Raw genomic sequence first — 20,318 nt, forward strand, 5'->3', positions numbered from 1 at the left:
TATGTATAGAGCAATCAAAATATATTTCTTATTGGTTCTTATTTTTTCCGCCTGCAAGGTAAAGGAAAAAGCAGATTTGATCGTATATAATGCGAATATTTACACCGCAGACACTATAAATCAAGGGATTGAAGCCTTCGCAATAAAGAATGGATATTTTATAGCCAAAGGCACTTTAGACCAAATTTCAAGCCTCAAGGGTGATTCTACACAGATGCTTGATATGGAAGGTCGGTTTGTAATGCCCGGCCTCATTGAAGGACACGGACATTTTTTAGGTTTGGGAGAAAGCTTGATCAATCTTAACCTATTGGACACAAAAAGTTGGGATGAAATAGTCCATTTGGTTGAGGAACAAGTTCAAACGGCCAGCCCAGGACAATGGATTGAAGGCAGAGGCTGGCATCAGGATAAATGGAAGGGTAATTCTGAATTGACCTTTAATGGTTATCCATACCATGATGCCTTATCTCAAATCAGCCCATTGAATCCTGTTGTCCTATATCATGCAAGTGGACATGCATTGATAGCCAATAAAAAAGCCATGGAGCTTGCAGGAATTTCAACTGAATCTCAATCACCCGCAGGGGGAAGAATAGTAAAAGATAAAAACAATAAGATTTTAGGAGTTTTTGAAGAAAATGCAATGGATTTGCTGACTAAAGCAATAGAGGAAGACCATAATAAATTGCCATTATCAACGCAGCAGGCTAATATAATAAGTAAAGCGATCAAGGCTTCAGATCATGCATTAAAATTCGGTATTACTAGTTTTCAGGATGCTGGTACGAATCTCGCCGATATGAGAATTTTACAAAAATTATGTATTGATGATATTTTGAAAATAAGATTGTATGTCATGCTTGGTGGCAGCACAGAACAGGTAATGAATGAAATGGATTCACTTCAAGTATTGAATAGCGATAAAGAAAAATTTTCAACATTAGCAGTTAAAGCATATATGGATGGAGCCTTAGGATCATATGGAGCCATGTTATTAAAAGAGTATGCAGATAACCCGGGTGCTCTTGGTCAACAAATTACCAGTACTGATGAATTAACGCAAATCGCTCAAAAAGCGGCTTCAAAAAATCTTCAAATGTGTGTCCATGCCATTGGTGATAAAGGGAATAGAGAAGTATTGAATTTATTTCAAAATGTGTTAGGTACTTCTGCAAAAAATGAGGATCGGCGGTGGCGAATTGAACATGCCCAACACATTGACCCAAGCGATGCTCCAAGATTTCATGAATTAGGTGTTATAGCATCTATGCAAGCAGTACATTGTACCAGCGATGCGCCATTCGTTGCCAAAAGACTAGGAGATGACAGGGCAAAAAATACGTCTTACATCTGGCGTTCGCTGCTGGATTTAAACACACATTTAGCCAATGGTACAGATACGCCTGTTGAAAAAGTAAATCCTTTTGAGTGTATTTATGCAGCAGTAACACGTAAAAATAGTTCGACTGGTTTTGAATTCTATTCAGAACAAAAAATGACTCGTGATGAAGCATTGAAATCGTACACCATATGGAACGCTTATGCGGCTAAAGAAGAAAAGATTAAAGGAAGTATTTCAGTAAATAAGTTAGCCGATTTTATTGTGTTGGATCATGATCTTATGACTTGCAAACCGGAAGAATTATTACAAACCAAAGTTCTTCAAGTTTACATAGGTGGTAAAAAAATACAGATAAATGAATAATTAATTATTTAATGCGCGTAGAGTTGATGGATAATGAACAGTGGGGTTTTATTTTTGATCTAGATGGAGTAATTGTTGATACGGCTAGACATCATTATTTAGCATGGAAAGCTTTAGCTGCTAAATTTGGATTTGAATTAACACCTGAATTTAACGAAAGGCTTAAGGGTGTGGACAGAATGAATTCCCTTCAAATTATTTTAAGGGCGGCTTCTGCACAAATGAATGAAGAGGATAAAATAAATCTGGCTACTGAAAAAAATGTTTATTATTTAAAAAGTATTGAACACTTAAATCAAACTGATATCTTACCCGGTGTATTGGATTTTATTTTAGAAACAAAAAACTTGAATATACCTATAGCTTTGGGATCAGCAAGTAAGAATGCACTATATATACTTGAAAAATTGCAGTTATTAGATTATTTTACAGCAATTGTAGATGGCAATCAAGTTAAAGAAAGTAAACCTGATCCTGAAGTATTTTTACTAGGTTCTGAATTGATCTCCATTCAACCTAATCATTGTATCGTTTTCGAAGATTCTGTAAAAGGAATTCAAGCTGCTCAAAGGGCTCATATGCATACTGTTGGTATAGGTAGTCCTAAGGATATTGGTTTGGCTGATCTCGTAATTCCTGATTTTTTATCCACAAAACCATTGGATATTGTACAATGGTTTAATTTAAATAAGCAACTTACAAATACTTCATTCTAATCTTAAAAATGAAACAAATATTTCAATTAGATCCTTGGAAAATTATAGAAGATCAATATCGTCCGGAATATCAAAAAATTGCTGAAAGTATTTTTAGTCAAGGCAATGCCCGTATGGGTGGCCGAGGTCATTTTGAAGAATATTATTCAGGTCCATCATTAATAGGGAATTATGTAGGTGGTATTTATTACCCGGATAAAACCAGAGTAGGGTGGTGGAAAAATGGTTATCCTCAATACTATGCTAAAGTATTAAATGCTGCCAATTGGTCCGCAATTGATATTTATGTAAATGGCGAACGATTTGATCTGAATCAATCTAAAGTTCATCATTTTAAGAGGACCCTGCATATGGATGATGGTTATTTGGAGAGAAGTTGTACTTGTGAATTACCATCAGGAGCCATCATAGAAATTCATGCCATCCGATTTTTAAGTATGGCTTGGGATGAATGTGGTGCTTGTCAGTATACAATAACCGCTTTACAGGACGCCACGCAAATACGAGTTCAAAGTATTTTGGATTATGACATCAGAAATGAAGACGCGAATTATCAGGAAGACTTTTGGGAATCCGTAGAATCCTATAATGCTTCCAATCTTTTATACATACATTCACAAACTAAAATTACAGCTTTCCAGGTTTGTGTTGGATTCGAAACAAAATTTTTCTTGAATGGAAAACTCATTGATGATGGATTGATTCATGAAAGGCTTTCCCGAAAGGCCTTACACGAAAATAGTTTCGTACTGCAGCAAGGAGATAGCATTACGATTGAAAAATCAATGGTTCAGGTGTCATCATTGGATTATTCTGCTGGAGAAATTGCATCCGTTTGTCTTGAAAAAATAAATTCATGGAAACACATTTCATTCGAACAAAAATTATCTGATCAGAGAGATTCATGGTATGACATTTGGAAAACAGCTGATATCAAAATTGGTGGTGATATAAGTGCGCAACAAGGCATTCGGTTTAATATTTATCAATTATTTTGCACTTATACAGGTAAGGACCCTCGATTAAATATTGGGCCTAAAGGATTCACAGGTGAGAAATACGGTGGATGCACGTACTGGGATACAGAGGCTTATTGTATTCCATTTTATTTGGGAACTGCAGCACCGGAAGTGAGTCGTAATCTATTGATGTATCGTTATCATCAACTCAACAAAGCAATCATCAATGCACAAATGTTGGGTTTCGATCATGGTGCAGCATTGTATCCGATGGTAACGATGAATGGCGAAGAGTGTCACAATGAATGGGAAATTACATTTGAAGAAATTCATAGGAATGGAGCCATCGTTTATGCTATTTATGATTATATCAAATACACAGGTGATGAAGATTATCTTTGGAATTATGGAATAGATGTAATCACTGCGATCAATCGCTTTTGGATTCAACGTGTACATTACAGCAAGCCAAAAAATAAATATGTAATGCATGGCGTGACAGGTCCAAATGAATATGAAAATAATGTCAACAACAATTGGTACACATTGTATTTAGCACAATGGTGTTTAAATTATGGACATGATGTGCTTCAAAAATTAGCAGACCATCAACCCGAGCAATTTGAACATGTGAAACGAAGAATTCATTTGGATGATACTGAGATGTATACATGGAGAACGGTTGCTCATCAAATATATTTACCTGAAAACAAGGAGCTCAATATTTTTTTACAACAAGAAGATTATTTAGAAAAAGATTTGCAACCGATTGTGTCCATTCCGGAAGGTCAAATACCCTTACATCAACATTGGTCCTGGGATCGGATATTGAGATCTTGTTATATTAAACAAGCTGATGTATTGCAGGGTATTTATTTTTTTGAAGATGACTTTACTATGGATCAAATTAAATCCAATTTTGATTTTTATGAACCCATGACCGTTCATGAATCTTCATTGTCCCCTTGCATTCATTCCATATTGGCTACAAAACTAGGTTATATGGAGAAAGCTGAAGAACTTTATTTAAGAACTTCCAGACTGGATTTGGATGATTATAATCATGATACTTGTGATGGATTACACATCACCAGTATGGCAGGTACATGGATGAGTGTAATTAAGGGTTTTGGTGGAATACGAATTGTGAATCATCAAATTGTGATCAATCCAAGATTACCCAAGCATTGGACGGATCTTACTTTTTTCATGCGCTTTAAAGGATCCATCGTTCACATCAATATACAAAAGGAATTATGCACACTTACGAATCAAGGTAGTCAAGACATCCCGATTAATATAAAAAATACTTCAATAATGCTCCATCCACGTGAGCAAAAATCTATTCCATATGCGTAACATGAGTTTGTTTTTTTTCTTTATTGTAAATTTACTTTTACAAAATATATATGCCCAAGAACTCAATAGTGTGGGATTGCTAAAACCCATTAAATTGGACACAGGATGGAATAAAATTTTGCTGGATCAATATTTTGAAAATGTAAATCTAATAACTGGCGTGCATGCTGATTCAACATTAGACGTCCAATTCATCGCTGATCCAGGACAACTTTTAATTAAATCCAAGATACATCACGGACCTTACGGAACCATTGAATTTAATTATAAAGGTGACCCAACATGTTGGATATTTATTCATCCAATAAAACAATCTATCACACTTTCATTAAATAATAATAATTATACATCAGTTGTCATCAAAGGACAAATGAATGCTTGGAAGTCCCAAGAACTGACCTTAGAAAATGGTCAATGGAGTTATCATACTATGTTAAATCCGGGTCGATATCAATATTTATTTGTAGCTGATGGTAAGGAAATGTTGGATCCATTAAATCTTAAAACAGCACCCAACGGAAGTGGTGGCGTTAATTCCTTGCTTGAAGTAGAAACGAGTAAAGAAAACATTCAATTGATTCCTTCAATAACTTCAGATCAAAAAATATATATAAATACTTCCCAGATAGCAGGTCAATCTATAGTGCTTTGGAATAACAAAAAATTACCCTATTGGCAAAGTGGAAAGCATATCATGTGTAGAATTCCTGATGAAGCAAAATTATTAGGCCGATCATTTGTGAGACTCTATTCGTCAATAGGATTCAATCAAAGCAATGATGTTTTAATTCCTTTGCAACATGGTGAAGTTATTAATAATACTGCCAGTCTGAATAGAACGGATTGGGAATCTCAGATTATGTATTTTACATTAGTCGATCGATTTAGTAATGGTAATCCAAGTAATGATCGTCCTGTTGTAGATACACATTTAATCGCTAAAACAAATTTTCAGGGTGGTGATTTACAAGGGATAAGAGATAAGATTGCATCAGGTTATTTTAATCGATTAGGTATTAATACCATTTGGCTTTCACCCATTAGTCAAAATCCAGATTTAGCATTTCAGGAATATGTCAATCCTCGGAGATGGTATTCAGGGTATCATGGATATTGGCCCATTCAATCCTGTGTTATTGATTCGCGATTTGGGACAGATCAGGAATTGAATGAACTCATATCCTTAGCACATCATAATGGAATTAATGTGTTGTTGGATTTCGTAACCAATCATGTACATCAGGATCATCCGATGTATAAGCAACGCCCTGATTTATTTACGCCATTTATATTGCCGAATGGTCAAAAAAATATTCGTATTTGGGATGACCAAAGATTAACGACATGGTTTGATGATTTTTTACCTACTATAGATTTATCAAAACCCAAAGCGATAGCCATGCAATCCGATTCTGCCATGTATTGGTTACAAACATTTCCATTCGATGGTTTTAGGCATGATGCAACTAAACATGTACCTACTGAATATTGGTTGGCCTTAACAAAAAAAATAAAAAATGAATTTATATCTAAAGGCCGGTCCATTTATCAAATAGGAGAAACTTATGGATCGAATGAATTGATCGCTTCTTACATTGGAAATTCGTTGTTGGATTCACAATTTGATTTTAATTTATATTTTGATTTAAGGTCTTTGTTGCTTGATGAGCAATCGTCTTTTGCATCATTTGTTCCAATCATTAATCAATCGTTAACTTATTTTGGTCACCATTCTACGATGGGAAATATTACAGGTAATCACGATCAAGTTCGTTACATTTCGTTAGCCAATAAAGATGTATCACTCAGTGAGAGTGGTGTAGAGGCTGGATTTAATCGAACCATTGGAATGCCCGATACTATGGCTTATAACAAACTCAGTTTATTAACAGCTATACAGTTTTCATTACCTGGAGTCCCTGTTTTTTTATACGGTGATGAGATAGGATTACCCGGAGCTGGTGATCCTGACAATCGCAAAATGATGAAATTCGATTCACTAAGTTATAATGAATTGAATACTTTACAACGCGCACAACAATTAGGAAATCTTCGCAAAAACAGTATGGCACTCATTTACGGGGAGACTGAAATACTAAAAGCTGAAAAGGATTTTATTATTCTAAAGCGGACTTATTTTGGGGAGTCTATTTATTGTTTATTTAATAAATCAAATAGGCTAATTACTACTGATTTGGATGTGGCTAATAGTAAAAACGCAACTGGATTGATTTCAAAAAAAATATATACAATTCAAAATGCTAAAACACAAATTCAGCTTGCACCAAACGGGTACGAATATTTAAAGGTAGAATAATTGAATTTTATTAGTAACTATACAGGTCACAATAAGTACGGTATATTTTTGTCATCATTGTTGCAAAATCAGGCAAAAATGTCGCCAAAAATGCAATGTATTTATTTCTTACGACGGATTTTATCCGTCGCAAAAAATTGATCGCCCCTACAGGGCTTTGATCTGAATACTTACACTTATTTTTAAAATATTATTTTTTAAATTATATTAAAATGTAATGGTTAAGTCCGATAACCATTCAAGCTGATAACCATTCAACCCGCTCACCATTCAAACCAGATCACCATTCAAACCAGATAACCATTCAAACAGTTTACCGATTCACATCATACTTCTCCTTCCAAAGTTGCGCAAGTACCTGTTGGTATTTTTCTTCATTAGGATTTTGCGCAGGATGATAAAATGTTGTACCGGAAATTTCTTCAGGCAAAAATTCTTGTGGAATGAAATGATGTTTTGAATCGTGTGAATATTGATATCCTTTTCCGTAATCTAAATTTTTCATGAATTGAGTCGGTGCATTTCTTAGGGATAAGGGCACACTGAGATTGGGATTATTTCTGACCATAGCCAAAGCGGCATCTATGGCGAGATAAGCAGAATTAGATTTTGGAGAACAAGCTAAGTAAATGACGGCTTCGGATAAGATGATTCTGGATTCCGGCCATCCAACAAACTCTACGGCTTGTTGGGCAGCGTTGGCAATTAATAGTGCAGTGGGATTGGCTAAGCCGATATCTTCAGCAGCAAGAATAATCATTCGTCTGGCTATGAAGCGGACTTCCTCACCGCCTTCAATCATGACGGCCATCCAGTATAAAGCGGCATTGGGATCACTACCTCGAATGGATTTAATAAATGCGGAGATGATGTCGTAATGCATTTCACCTGCTTTGTCATATCGGGTGATGTGTTGTTGAACCAATTCAGAAACCATTTCATTGGTGATCGTGATTTGTTCGATGGATTGGCTGCCGATGATTTCCATGATATTGCACAATTTACGGGCATCACCATTGGATAAGTTGATGAGTTGTTCTGTTTCTTCGAAGATTACTTTTTTACTTTTAAATAATTCATCTTCTGCAACGATCCTGTTAGCTAAACTAAGGAGTGCACCTGATTCCAATGATTTTAGAATATAAACCTGGGCACGACTTAAAAGGGCAGAATTAATTTCAAAGGAAGGATTTTCGGTGGTAGCTCCGATTAAAGTTATGGTTCCATTTTCTATAGCTCCAAGGAGTGCATCTTGCTGACCTTTATTAAAACGATGGATTTCATCGATAAATAAAATGGGGGAGGGCGAATTAAAAAATCTTTTGGCTGCAGCTTGTGAAATAACCTCTCTGACATCTTTAACGCCCGCTGAAATGGCGCTTAAGGTAAAATAGGGTCTATTGCTTAATGTGGCTAAAATTTTTGCAAGGGTAGTCTTTCCAACACCCGGGGGACCCCATAAAATCATAGAAGGAAGATGTCCGGATTCTAAGGCTTTGCGGAGTATACTATCGGGTCCGACCAAATGTTCCTGACCGGTTAATTGGTCTAGAGTTTTGGGGCGCATTCGTTCTGCTAATGGAATCATAGGTCACAAAATTCGATAATTATTAGTGGATGGAATGAATTTTATTTTAAACAAAAAAAAAAGCCCCGATGGTCAGTCGGAGCAAATCTACTATCAATCTCAATTGATCAACTATCGAAAAAAAATGTTAGGTTCTACGTTTGAATTTAGCCAGTAGATTTTCTAGTTCTACTTCGTTGAATATATTGACTTCACGCGGTTTGCTGCCTTCTCCAGCGCTCACTATACCAAGGCTTTCCATCTGGTCCATGATTCTGCCGGCGCGATTGTAGCCCAGCTTAAGACGGCGTTGGATCATACTGGTACTTCCATGTTGACTTTGCACCACCAGACGGGCTGCTTCATCGAACATTTCATCCAAATCATCTGCATTGATGGAATTACCACCTCCTTCAGCATCATCACCCTTGTATTCTGGTAAGAAATAAGGAGCACCATAGCTTTTTTGTTTGCCAATATGGTTGATAATTCGCTCTACTTCAGGCGTATCGACAAAAGCACATTGGAGACGAATCATATCACTGCCTACACTGTAGAGCATATCACCTCTACCGATAAGTCGTTCAGCACCACCACAATCGAGGATGGTTCTTGAATCTATGTTGGAGGATACTTTGAAGGCTATTCTACCCGGGAAATTCGCTTTAATCAGACCGGTAATGATTTTAACGGATGGTCTTTGAGTTGCAATGATCAAGTGAATCCCTACGGCCCTTGCCAATTGAGCTAATCGACCTATAGGCATTTCAACTTCTTTGCCGGCAGTCATAATAAGATCTGCAAACTCATCTATAATCAATACGATGTATGGAAGATATCTGTGACCTTTTTCCGGATTTAATCTGCGACGAGTGAATTTATCGTTGTATTCCAAAAGATTACGAACACGGGCCATTTTAAGAAGCTCATATCGCTGATCCATTTCGATGCACAATGAATTTAGGGTATAAATAACTTTTGAAGTATCGGTAATAATTGCTTCGTCCTGATTTGGCAATTGCGCTAGAAAATGTTTTTCAATCATGGAGTAAATAGGAAGCTCTACTTTCTTCGGATCGATCAAAACCAGCTTGACTTCAGATGGATGTTTGCGATAAAGTATAGACATCAATATGGTATTGATACCGACAGATTTACCCTGACCAGTTGCACCGGCAATCAGTAAGTGGGGCATTTTGGTGAGATCAGCTACGACAACTTCATTCGAAATGTTTTTTCCAAGGGCGATCGGAATTTCCATTTTTGGATCATTGAATCGTTCGGATTTCAATAAGTCCTTAAGAGCTACGATTTGTTTGTTTTTATTGGCAACTTCAATACCGATGGTTCCTCTCCCGGGGATTGGGGCTATAATCCGAATGCCTTGTGCAGAAAGACTAAGCGCTATATCATCTTCCAAACTTTTAATTCGAGAGATTCTAACACCGGGTGCCGGTACGATTTCATATAGGGTAACGGTTGGACCTATGGTTGCTTTAATTTTTTGGATCTCAATTTTATAATTGAGTAGGGTAGCGATGATTTGATTTTTATTGGCTTCTAAATCAGAGCGATCGATTTCGAATTTTTGGTCATTATAATCATTCAGCATGTCTAAAGAAGGTGGTGTATAACCACTCAAATCAGCTTTGTGATCATATAACTCGCCACTCCCATCGACCCAGCCGTCCTCGTCTTCGAGGACGGACTGGTTTGAACGGGATTCGCTAAGTTCTATATCGTAAGCCGGATCTAAAGGAAGAGCTGGAAGCTCTGATTCAGTATCCGGAACATTTATTTCAAGACTAGGTCCAAAAGTTGAAATGGGTTCTGTTGCTTTCATTCCAATCGTGGCAGCCAGGCCATCACGTTCAGAAAAGTCACCAAAATCCACATCTATACTAGAGGATGATTTTTTGGATGATTTCAAAAAAGATTCGGGTGCTTTAAAATCATCTTGATCTGGGGAAGACGATTTGGAACCCCAATTCCAAAGGTTATTTATAGAAGAATCACCTGTTGTAGCCAATTGAAGGGATTGGAGATTGGGATTGAAAAACCAGATGATAAGGGCGAACATTGCGAATATTAAGGCTACGCCCAGTCCAATTTCACCAACCATGGAGCTAAACCAGAAGTTGGTTCGACCACCGAAGGTACCGCCATAAGGGAATGGTGCATCTTTAAATATGAAATCAAATATCATGGCGAGCAACGCCATAAAAATGAAAGTATGGGATAAAAATCGGAGGAAAGCCAACCAGCCACTCTTTCTTAGAAATCTAAATCCTAAATGGACCAATACTGGGATGAATAGGAAGCTTGCGATTCCAAATCCATAATAGAAGAAGGCGTGTGAAGAAAAGGCGCCGAGGCGTCCCAACCAATTGGATACTTCAACATTGGATTTGAAGAGAATATGCCAGGAGTAGCTGAGCACTTTATCCTGATCTGATTTCCAGGAAACGAGATAGGAGAGGAAGGAGATCATGAGGTAAAGGGCGAACATAAAACAACTCATTCCAAGAATCTTGGAGATCCGTTCATCTTTCCGCCACTGGGTCCACTGCTCCCACGCTGTTGTTTTTTTAGTCTTTGACCGAGACATATTGATAGAGATTAATATATAATAGGAGCACAAATATATGTTCAATTCAACATATTAAAAAAATAAATAACCTATTTTTAATTATAAATGTGATAAATACATATTATTTAAATATTTAATATGTATATTTATTATTACATATAAAAAAATATTAATGTGTAAAACATATTAAAATAATATCTTATATAATCATTTTTTATGATATTACTTAGCCTTGAAATAATTAAATCGTAGTTTTGCATCTCAAAAAAAAAATTAAAATGTATCATCCACACAAGGTCATTATTGTCGGGGCGGGGGGAATTGGTAGGGCGGTTGGCCTTATTTTGGCTGACATGCCTGAAATTGATGCAGACATCTTCATCGGAGACTTAGAACATCGTATTGCTTCCGATGTAGTGGATTGGATTAAAGAAGGATCCTCTTCTCTTGCACAAATAGAGCCTTTTGTAGTGCATCCTACCGAGACGACGGATCAAATGGATTATGTATTCAAGTCCGGTGAGATTATTCTGGATTGCCTGCCTGGAGGAGAGGCTCCTAGAATGGCGGCAATAGCATTAAAGTATGGACTACATTATGTGAATCTAACAGAATATGTAAAAGAATCTGATCAAATCCTACAGATGAGTCAGGGCGCACAGACTGGTTTTGTGTTGCAAGCAGGACTAGCTCCAGGGTACATCAACATCTTAACGCATCACCTATATAAGGAGTTTGTTTCTAAATATGGAGATCAGGAGGTGGATCATGTATCGATGAAAGTTGGCGCTTTAACCCGGATGACTACAGGTCCGCACTATTATGGCTTTACCTGGAGTCCCATTGGTGTTGCCACTGAATATGTAAAGGACGCCATTGTGCTCAGGAATGGAAATTCTCAAATGATGCCTGCCTTGTCTGAAACTACCCAACTAATTATAGATGGTATTCACTATGAGGATGATTTTACTTCCGGAGGTGCTGCCGATATGCCTGAATTTTTTAAGAATAAAGTCAAGTCGCTCGATTATAAAACCATCCGATATCCAGGTCATTACCAATGGGTGAGGGAGCAACTGAAAGAAATGGGAAATGTCCCGGACAAAGATCAGGTGCTGCTTAAGCGTATGTTGAATGACATTCCGCTTGTTGATGATGACCTTATTATATTATACGCGTCTGTCAAAGGAAAGGACAAGCAGGGTAATCTAAGAATCATAGAGAAAAGTAAGCGAATAGAGCCCATGATGATCGGCAGCCACAAGCTTAAAGCCATCCAATTGACCACTGCCGCACCTATGTTGGAATGTGCCCGAATGTTGCTTACAGGCCATTACAAAGGTCCAATCCTACAGTCACAAATCAATACAGAAGAATTTCTCAAGGGGCCATTTGTCCAATTAGCATACGGTTCCAATCGGTCTAAGGAAAAAATGAAATTAGAACAGTAGTCTATAAATTGGAACAAAATGCCCATAAATAAGGCCTTTCGATGGATTTTTATATTAAAAAAAATATTTATTTGTGAATAATACCATAATGGTTTGGAAAAGAGCTTAGAGCAATATATTTTTGCACTCGTTTTACAAAAAAACGTATTCCTCTGATCTGTTAGCTCAGCTGGTAGAGCATCGGCCTTTTAAGCCGTGGGCCTTGGGTTCGAATCCCAAACAGATCACTTTAAACCCTTGTAAGTCGTTGATTTTCAAGGGTTTTTTGTTTTTGGGTCTCATTAGGGTCTCACTTTTGAAGAACTTTAATGAACTATAATAAACTGTATTTCAAAGGTAATCATTGGTTTTTTATTTTTTTTTATATTTTTCCAACACCTTTTTTTACCCCTCTTTTCAATTTCTTTTGAGAACCTCCCCCTTGCTACTCTCCAACCCTACACCCCCTTGTTATCCTTGCAGTGAAAGTTTCCCTGCCCCTTTATTCTAAAGGTGATCTTTTAATTTCTTAATTTATTTTAAAATGGTAACAGTTTCGAGTTATTCCATCAAGAAAAATTCTGATGGAGAAGATTTTATTGTTTTGGTTCTTACTGGAGATTTAGAATTTATTCAATCACAAGAAGGTAGACTTTATGCTACGGTCAAAAAAGCTAACATAGCTTCTACGTTTTCTGAAGATGTAGCTAAAACTATGATCGGTAAGCAACTTCCTGGGTCAATAGACAAGAAGGAATGTGAACCTTATGATTATGTGGTTCCAGAAACAGGTAAGATCCTAGAGCTTAATTACAGGTGGGTTTATGTCCCAGATAACAGGCAAGATGAGAACACTGTTATTTCCAACGCTGTGAGAGCAGATGTCAATTTATTTAGTACAAATGGTAACTTAGTAGAAGCTTAACTGTTACCATTATTTGGAGGGTGTATGTCGTTGATGTACACCTTCCTTTTTTATGTTTAATTTATTTATACAGATATGTTTATTTTGATAGAACGGATTTTTGTATCTCCATGTTTCTTGTGTGCTCTTTCCCTTTAGGTAGCTTTTGTTTCCACTCATAGCACAGCTGTTATATGGCATTCCTCAACTTCACTTACACAAAAACGTGTGCCAAAACCCTTTGGGTTTATCATGATCTATAAGCCTCACCTAAGCCTATGCACTTATAGAACATTTGTCACAGATTTTTGTAGGTAAGCTTGTTTCGTCATCCACAGCTTTCCTGTCTTTATAAGAGTTTTCATTCTTTCTTTCATGGTCTAGATAAGCTATACACATGCCTACCCATTTTATCTAGCCTCATTCTCTCTTTCATTTCAAACACTTATAAATCCACCGCTGCTTACTTGTTTTTGAGCTGGCAGCTGGGAGCCTTCCGCTGCACATAAGCTTATCTATTTAACCACCTCTGGTGGTATTTTTTAAAGGTATGCTTGCTGATCACAGTGGCCAATGCTTTCATCCCTTCGGGATTCTCAGCCTTGACAGAAGGCTCCACCAGCTCTGTAGCCAGCTCTATGCAGCAGGATAAGGAGTTTTGCTACTATAGCGTTTATTTTATTTTTAATAATTATTGCTGATATTTTGCTCCGTACAATTATTAGGCAATTTGTAACTTTTTTAGAAATCTTATGGATATTTTAAACTTTCTTTAAATTGCAGTTTGATACCTTTTAAGAATTTGTTATTGGGACATTATGCTCAAGGTAGTTTGCAAAATATATATTATTAATTATATGTTAATGTTGGATTTAAGTAAGCTTTACTAAATAACAAAACATACTTATAATAAACAAGGATATTTATGAATAAAGAGAAATTTATTTCGAAAATAAAAAATGCAAATAATCAAGGGACATTTCTATCTAAAAAGCATGATCCAAATTTTTGTTTTAATACTGAATTCACAGGGTTCTATACTGCATTGACTCTTCAAATGTCTAGTAGTCTTTCAGTTTTTATAGATTCCCAAAATTATGATGTTTTAATGTTTGTAAATACATCTTACCAGAATTACTACTATGAAATTATCCCTAATCCAGTTCTTAGTTATAAGATTGGCTTTACACCTAAAATTAATTATCTCAATAATAATTGGGACAGATTAATTGTAGTAAATTCAAAAGCCCAAGGGTATCATTGTCATGTTCAAAGTAGCGCATGGATTTCAGGAAGTATTTCATCTAATAAACTTATTTTAATAGGTGTATTAAGTTGAATTAAATAAATTTTATAAGGTTAAATTCAATGCTTGCATCGACTAAAAAGAATTTATATCTTATTTCGTATATCTAAGGAATTGAATTATTTTTTCTAAAATAAGTTGACAAACAGATTAAGAAGAAATTGTATAAAATTCGCATTTTAGAAATCTTCTTTCAATTGTTTAATTGTTATTATTCTTGTACTCAATTTTTCTACTTCTTGTTTTGAATATTTTTTACTTTTGGTGGTTTTAAGCAAGTTTATAAACTCTAATATTTCTTCATCATTATTAATAAATATATACTTTATATCGTCAGGTGTAAATTCAAGTTTCAAATGCTTAACTGAACTATTAATGGATTTTAGATTAGTTTTTGTAGGCAAATATGCTCCACCCAATATCGTTTGATAATTAGTAGAATATGAAGGACAATATCTCCATTCCCTTTCATCGTAATATTTTGAAACTGAGCTGTTCTCTATTAAATTATCTTTTTTCCTTTCATAATTTTTGCAATATCTAAGTTGATTTAAGATTGCTTGATCAATTTTAGAGTTAAAATCCCAAAACAAGCCAGCCTTTTTTAAAATAAAATTATCATAAATTACTTTTATACTGCTTGATAAAATTGAATTAGCTTCTAAATACAATACCGGATTTAATTGATTTCTTATTCCCCATTCTTTGGTTAAGCCTAATCCATAATTTCCATAAGCAACTAGATGTTTTTTAATTTTTCCCAAAGGAATATCGCAAAAGCAAACCATTGGCGCTGCGTAATCTAATATTCTATTTCCACCAAGATCTAAGGATTCAATACAATAATATATATTAAAATTGTTATTAAGTATCCCGATTAAATTTTCCTTTTTATTTGTAAAATGAAATAAAGTATTTGAACTGATTGGCATAATTTATATATTATTAAATATTTACTTTAAAATAAATTGAAAATGAAATATCTTGTGGGCATGTGTTGTTTAATAAACAGTTTTTACTCCATATACTTTTAAAATTGAATTTGTATTTGCCTCGGTCTTCATTTAATAAATTTAATACCCCATGAATTATTTAGCTTCAATCCAATTTACAAAACTATTAAAATCTTTTTCATTATCTATATAGAATGAATAACCATTTTGCCAATTACCTATTTCAAGCTGCCTTTTCATTTTCTCTTGAATTAAATTTTCTGCACCCTCAAATCTTCCAGTTATATAAACATTAATAAATTTTTCTCTAAACATTGTACTTATAGCTTCAAAGCCATCATAATTTCTTCTTATGCCTCCAAATCTCCTTCTTGAAGGATCACCTTCTTTATACTTCAAACAAAAATCCAAAGCCCTTTTTGCAAAAGAATATTTTAACTTTGGAAGTACTTCTTCCCACGTAATATTTTGATTCAACTTACTTGGTTTGCTCTTTCTTGTACGTTCTTCATAAACTTCACTTAATTCTTTTAAGGGAAGTCTCTGTTCAAAATTAAAAAATATTTGATCTTCCAATTTTAGGACTTGAACTGCAAAACAAGTTATGTCCAGCCCATATTTATTAATTAACCATTCTGATGCTATAATAACTTCAGGATCATAAAATTCTGATATTAGGATGATTTTTATATGTTCATTTAATTGGTTGTTATTTATTAAATCAATTAATTCTGATGGTTCAGGATTGATGTCTCTTTGAACTGTGGATATTAATTTTTCATTATCCCAGTTTGCCACCATTGAAGCATATGATAGTGATTGGAGCAATTGGAATTTGTCCTTGTCTCTTTTCAGTTCAATGACTATTAATGAACTGTCTGAAGAATCAAAAGCTAATAAGTCTATAGAATTACCAACTGATGAATGAGGCTTTATTTCTTGTCCAATAAGATAGGCAGATGGAAGTCCTAATTCATTTTTTACAGTATCCCATGAATTAACTATACTTTGTTGAAAATCATACCGCTCAAGAATATTCTCTGTTTTCAATTCTGCTTTGCTCAAAGGCTCAAAGGACTTTATATTAGTATTGTATCTTAGCATTTTCTTTTTAATTTAATTTTTATTTTACAATTTTAACTTTCTTCAACTATTCTTATTTCTTCTTCTGTTAACTCATAAAGTTTATAAACCATTTGGTCAATTTCTGAATCAGTCTTTTCTATTTGTTTTAACAGATCTTCAATATTTTTTTTATTGTTTTCAAAATAATCTTGCATATCGTCTTTTTCAAAAGGTTTTAATTGTACTTTTAGTTTCATTATTTCAGTAAAATATTCATTAACGCTTAATTTGTAACAATTTTCCAATTTTGTTGATAATTCTTGTAAATTGTAATCTGTTTTTATCCTTGTCGTTATTTTATTAATTAGTTTATGAATTTCTTGATTTAACTTTATTATTTCTGTAACCTTTGATATGATATTATTTTCTTGATTATTAGGGCTTTTTTTTATTGGAATAGATTTGCAATTTGCAATCAATATTTTCTGAAAAAGTTCTTTTTCTAAATCCAAAAATCTATATTTGTGATAAAAATTTATTAACTTTGAATTTAGTAAGCCCAATATATACTTTATATTTATCGTTTTTGGTATTATTCCAAATCCAATTTGTGTAAAATATAATGATTCATTTGTTAAGCCTGCATATATTCTTGGTGGATTTCCAGATACTATTTGTCTTACCAATATTCTTTCAGTTGTAAAAAATCTTTCTTCTCGTGAAGCACCTAACCAATCACCATAATGTATATATTCTTTTATTTTGTTTGACACATTATACCTTGTTATATTTTCACCTGTAATTAACGGTTTGTATTTATCAGAAATTTTTGTTTTTGAATGAAATGATCTGTTTGTTATTGTTTCAGAACTATGTCCTCTGTATTTATCATATGGTGTTATTCCTAACGTAAAGTCAGATATTTCTCCAAGATTGATTGAATCCTGTTGCAATTTGATTAATATATCTAATTGTTCTTTTGATAAATAAATATTATAATTATAATCTGAATTTTGTTTCCATTTTTCTTTATTGATATTTCTTGTCCTCTGAATATCAATTGAATTTATTTTTTCTTCTTTATTATAGATTATTGTTTCAAGATTATTTTGGTTTGATTTTTTACGAAATTCAAATATTATTGTTTCAACTGTTGCATCTTCAAATACTGCATCAGGCAATTTAACTATTCTAGTCATATCATCAATCAACAATTTTCTTATTAAGGTGTAGGAGGAATTTACAAGAATAGAATTTGGATTAATATAAGATAAAATTCCATAGTCTTTTAGTATTTGAAATCCTTTTTCTAAAAAAATTGAATACAAATTTATTCTGTTTTCAGCGGTTTGATATTTTTTAAAGAGTTCATTTGAAATTTTCTTGTCTAATGCTTTTATATCTACATATGGTGGATTCCCAATTACAACATCAAACCCACCTTTAGAAAATATTTCTGGAAACTCATTGTGCCAATTAAAAGCTTTGTCACCAGCAACATCTGGATCATCAATTAATGAATTACCGCACTTAATATTATTGTTCAGATCATTTAATTTTCTATTAGGCTGAGCAGTTCTTAACCATAATGATAGTTTAGCTATCTCAACACTTTCTTCATTTATATCTACACCATATAGATTGTTTTCCAATATACTTTTTTCTATATCACTAAAGACTAGTGCTTCTCCTAATAGCTTAGCTTGCAGCTCATCAATGTATTTATGTTCTTTTATTAAGAAGTCTAAAGCTTGATTCAGAAATGCTCCAGAACCACAAGCAGGGTCACAGATAGTTAACTGCAATAACCATGCTTTATATTGATTTAATTTATCTATAGAAGAAAGAGTAGTCTTCTTTGGTCTTTTTTTATCATAGATATAATCTTCATCTCTAATGTCAATTTCTTGTTTCTTTTCTATGCACAGTTTGCCTACGGTGTTGTCTACAATATATTTGGTTATGTACTTTGGAGTATAGAAAACTCCATCTTTTTTTCTTCTTGTTTTCTTTCTATCAATAGCTTCACCTTCAGATTGAGCTTTTAATTCATCTAGCTCGTTTAATGAATTTTCAAATATATGCCCAAGTATGTTTACATCAACTTCACTGTTGAAATTATATTCAGATAGTTTTAAAGTGTGCTTATAAAGTAATTCATCATCTATTTTAAGCACATCTAAGATATCATCAAGTTTAAACAATCCACCGTTGTATGCAAAAACCTCATACCTTTTACCTTTATAACCAGTGTTTAGATATTCAAAGTACTTTTTAAACCTATCATACAGACCTATATCTTCATCCCTATCTTGTAGATCTCTCCAGTCACTTAATATAAGCCTTACTGAATTAGGTGGCAGCAAAGATCTATCTTCAGCAAAAAACAGGAATAGAAACCTGTCAATGAGTTTTTGACTCTTTTGAAAAAGATCTATAGAATCAATATCTGGATTCAGTGATACTATATTATGGAATAACTCACTCTTAAAGATAGAGTAGTCTTTGTAGAGCTTTTTGGTGATGACATCTTCTTCACTTAGAGATTCATCCTTTATCTTCTTAGGTATATTCTTCTCAAGGTTCTCATAGGCTAAACATAGATATAGCAATTCAAAATCCTTAAAGTTAAGTGTGAACAGATTAAACTCTATATGCTCTATTGCATTATCTATATATAGCCTTAACTTCTCAAAGTTGGAAGTTATCACATAAATGCATTCTGGTTGATTATTCTTATAACCAAAGGCTTGTTCTTCTATCTTACCTAAGTCAGTTGTATTGGTCCCTTTTAGCTCTATAACAGCTTTTACAATCCCATTTATCAGAATAGCTCCATCTGCCTTTTTACTGTCTTTGACGTTCTTGTATTCTGTTGTAAGGTTAAAGTTGTCAGTAGGGTTTTTGGTGTAGCCCAGTACCTTTACAAAGAGATCTATTAGAAACTCCCCTTGATACTGTTCTTCTTTGCTATTCCTAATGTTTTCCTGTATTCTAAGATTGTGGAAATGCTCCTTATATCTTATATAGGCTTGGTTTATAAAATTGGAGTCATTTGTCTTTAGATACTTATTTACAACGGTGTCTTGGAAGAATCCCATCTTTATTGATATTAAGGCTTGATTGTTTTTTTGTAATCAGGCACTAATTTAGATGTTTCAGTGGAATTATGGTGAGTTTTAAATTGTATTGGCCAAAAGCTTGTTATAGGAAATATCTAGAGAAAGAAAACTTAAAATCCAATCGATGACTTTATCATAGCCTGGGATTGAAATTCATCCTGTACGATACCATTATGTTAGTAATATTTTGAAGTAGCTTTCATTTTGGATTTGTTTAAGCTCCGTTAAATTTTATCAGTTCTATAGGACTCAAATTATATCTGTATACAGCAAGCTAAATATACCTTATATCTATTTTAGGCTCTCAGTTGGCTTTATTTGA

The 20,318-nt window shown here is 34.1% G+C and carries 12 protein-coding genes and 1 tRNA gene; 8 read left to right on the top strand and 5 right to left on the bottom strand.

The annotated features are described in order from the left end of the window. Position 1 precedes the first annotated feature (1 nt). Genes IPK88_12355 through IPK88_12370 form a run of 4 tightly spaced genes read left to right on the top strand, consistent with a single transcriptional unit; the run spans position 2 to position 7,059 of the window. Positions 2–1,708 (top strand): amidohydrolase, encoded by a 1,707-nt coding sequence (locus tag IPK88_12355; GenBank protein MBK8244211.1) that lies wholly within the window; start codon positions 2–4, stop codon positions 1,706–1,708. 26 nt (positions 1,709–1,734) lie between these two features. Then, positions 1,735–2,424, top strand: coding sequence for a beta-phosphoglucomutase (gene pgmB, locus IPK88_12360; GenBank protein MBK8244212.1), 690 nt, complete (start codon positions 1,735–1,737; stop codon positions 2,422–2,424). Between the two features lie 8 nt (positions 2,425–2,432). After that, entirely contained in the window at positions 2,433–4,742 is a 2,310-nt protein-coding gene (locus tag IPK88_12365) for a glycoside hydrolase family 65 protein (GenBank protein MBK8244213.1), read from the top strand. Then, positions 4,735–7,059 carry an alpha-amylase gene (locus IPK88_12370; GenBank protein ID MBK8244214.1) on the top strand — a complete coding sequence of 775 codons (2,325 nt, stop codon included), beginning with the start codon at positions 4,735–4,737 and terminating at the stop codon, positions 7,057–7,059. The genes IPK88_12365 and IPK88_12370 overlap by 8 nt, the downstream gene beginning before the upstream one ends. Positions 7,060–7,372: 313 nt before the next feature. Here the strand turns inward: IPK88_12370 and IPK88_12375 are convergent, their stop codons facing one another. Further along, the gene (locus tag IPK88_12375; GenBank protein ID MBK8244215.1) at positions 7,373–8,647 is read right to left on the bottom strand and encodes a replication-associated recombination protein A; all 1,275 of its coding nucleotides are present in this window, start codon (positions 8,645–8,647) and stop codon (positions 7,373–7,375) included. 127 nt (positions 8,648–8,774) lie between these two features. Continuing rightward, positions 8,775–11,234, bottom strand: a complete 2,460-nt coding sequence (locus tag IPK88_12380) for a DNA translocase FtsK (GenBank protein ID MBK8244216.1) — start codon at positions 11,232–11,234, stop codon at positions 8,775–8,777. Between the two features lie 260 nt (positions 11,235–11,494). On the opposite strand from IPK88_12380, the gene IPK88_12385 reads away from it, so the two are divergent. From IPK88_12385 to IPK88_12400, 4 genes are all read left to right on the top strand, one after another. Further along, on the top strand, positions 11,495–12,667 hold the full coding sequence (locus IPK88_12385) for a saccharopine dehydrogenase NADP-binding domain-containing protein (protein MBK8244217.1): 1,173 nt from the start codon (positions 11,495–11,497) through the stop codon (positions 12,665–12,667). Between the two features lie 154 nt (positions 12,668–12,821). After that, positions 12,822–12,894 (top strand) — tRNA-Lys (locus IPK88_12390). A 296-nt stretch (positions 12,895–13,190) separates the two neighbouring features. Next, positions 13,191–13,571, top strand: a complete 381-nt coding sequence (locus IPK88_12395; protein ID MBK8244218.1) for a hypothetical protein — start codon at positions 13,191–13,193, stop codon at positions 13,569–13,571. A 904-nt stretch (positions 13,572–14,475) separates the two neighbouring features. Then, positions 14,476–14,889 carry a hypothetical protein gene (locus IPK88_12400; protein ID MBK8244219.1) on the top strand — a complete coding sequence of 138 codons (414 nt, stop codon included), beginning with the start codon at positions 14,476–14,478 and terminating at the stop codon, positions 14,887–14,889. A 146-nt stretch (positions 14,890–15,035) separates the two neighbouring features. Here IPK88_12400 and IPK88_12405 read toward each other — a convergent pair whose 3' ends face one another. The 3 genes from IPK88_12405 to IPK88_12415 all read right to left on the bottom strand — a co-directional run bounded on the left by IPK88_12405 (position 15,036) and on the right by IPK88_12415 (position 19,975). Continuing rightward, positions 15,036–15,788 (bottom strand): hypothetical protein, encoded by a 753-nt coding sequence (locus IPK88_12405; protein ID MBK8244220.1) that lies wholly within the window; start codon positions 15,786–15,788, stop codon positions 15,036–15,038. 156 nt (positions 15,789–15,944) lie between these two features. Continuing rightward, entirely contained in the window at positions 15,945–16,913 is a 969-nt protein-coding gene (locus IPK88_12410) for a hypothetical protein (protein MBK8244221.1), read from the bottom strand. A 32-nt stretch (positions 16,914–16,945) separates the two neighbouring features. Then, on the bottom strand, positions 16,946–19,975 hold the full coding sequence (locus tag IPK88_12415; GenBank protein ID MBK8244222.1) for an N-6 DNA methylase: 3,030 nt from the start codon (positions 19,973–19,975) through the stop codon (positions 16,946–16,948). Positions 19,976–20,318: the final 343 nt, after the last annotated feature.

The organism is Candidatus Defluviibacterium haderslevense (assembly GCA_016712225.1).
GTDB lineage: Bacteria > Bacteroidota > Bacteroidia > Chitinophagales > Saprospiraceae > Vicinibacter > Vicinibacter haderslevensis.

Coding starts and splice junctions, on each gene's coding strand:
- IPK88_12355 (MBK8244211.1), top strand. CDS start 2: ATGTATAGAGCAATCAAAATATATTTCTTATTGGTTCTTATTTTTTCC.
- pgmB (MBK8244212.1), top strand. CDS start 1,735: ATGGATAATGAACAGTGGGGTTTTATTTTTGATCTAGATGGAGTAATT.
- IPK88_12365 (MBK8244213.1), top strand. CDS start 2,433: ATGAAACAAATATTTCAATTAGATCCTTGGAAAATTATAGAAGATCAA.
- IPK88_12370 (MBK8244214.1), top strand. CDS start 4,735: ATGCGTAACATGAGTTTGTTTTTTTTCTTTATTGTAAATTTACTTTTA.
- IPK88_12375 (MBK8244215.1), bottom strand. CDS start 8,647: ATGATTCCATTAGCAGAACGAATGCGCCCCAAAACTCTAGACCAATTA.
- IPK88_12380 (MBK8244216.1), bottom strand. CDS start 11,234: ATGTCTCGGTCAAAGACTAAAAAAACAACAGCGTGGGAGCAGTGGACC.
- IPK88_12385 (MBK8244217.1), top strand. CDS start 11,495: ATGTATCATCCACACAAGGTCATTATTGTCGGGGCGGGGGGAATTGGT.
- IPK88_12395 (MBK8244218.1), top strand. CDS start 13,191: ATGGTAACAGTTTCGAGTTATTCCATCAAGAAAAATTCTGATGGAGAA.
- IPK88_12400 (MBK8244219.1), top strand. CDS start 14,476: ATGAATAAAGAGAAATTTATTTCGAAAATAAAAAATGCAAATAATCAA.
- IPK88_12405 (MBK8244220.1), bottom strand. CDS start 15,788: ATGCCAATCAGTTCAAATACTTTATTTCATTTTACAAATAAAAAGGAA.
- IPK88_12410 (MBK8244221.1), bottom strand. CDS start 16,913: ATGCTAAGATACAATACTAATATAAAGTCCTTTGAGCCTTTGAGCAAA.
- IPK88_12415 (MBK8244222.1), bottom strand. CDS start 19,975: ATGGGATTCTTCCAAGACACCGTTGTAAATAAGTATCTAAAGACAAAT.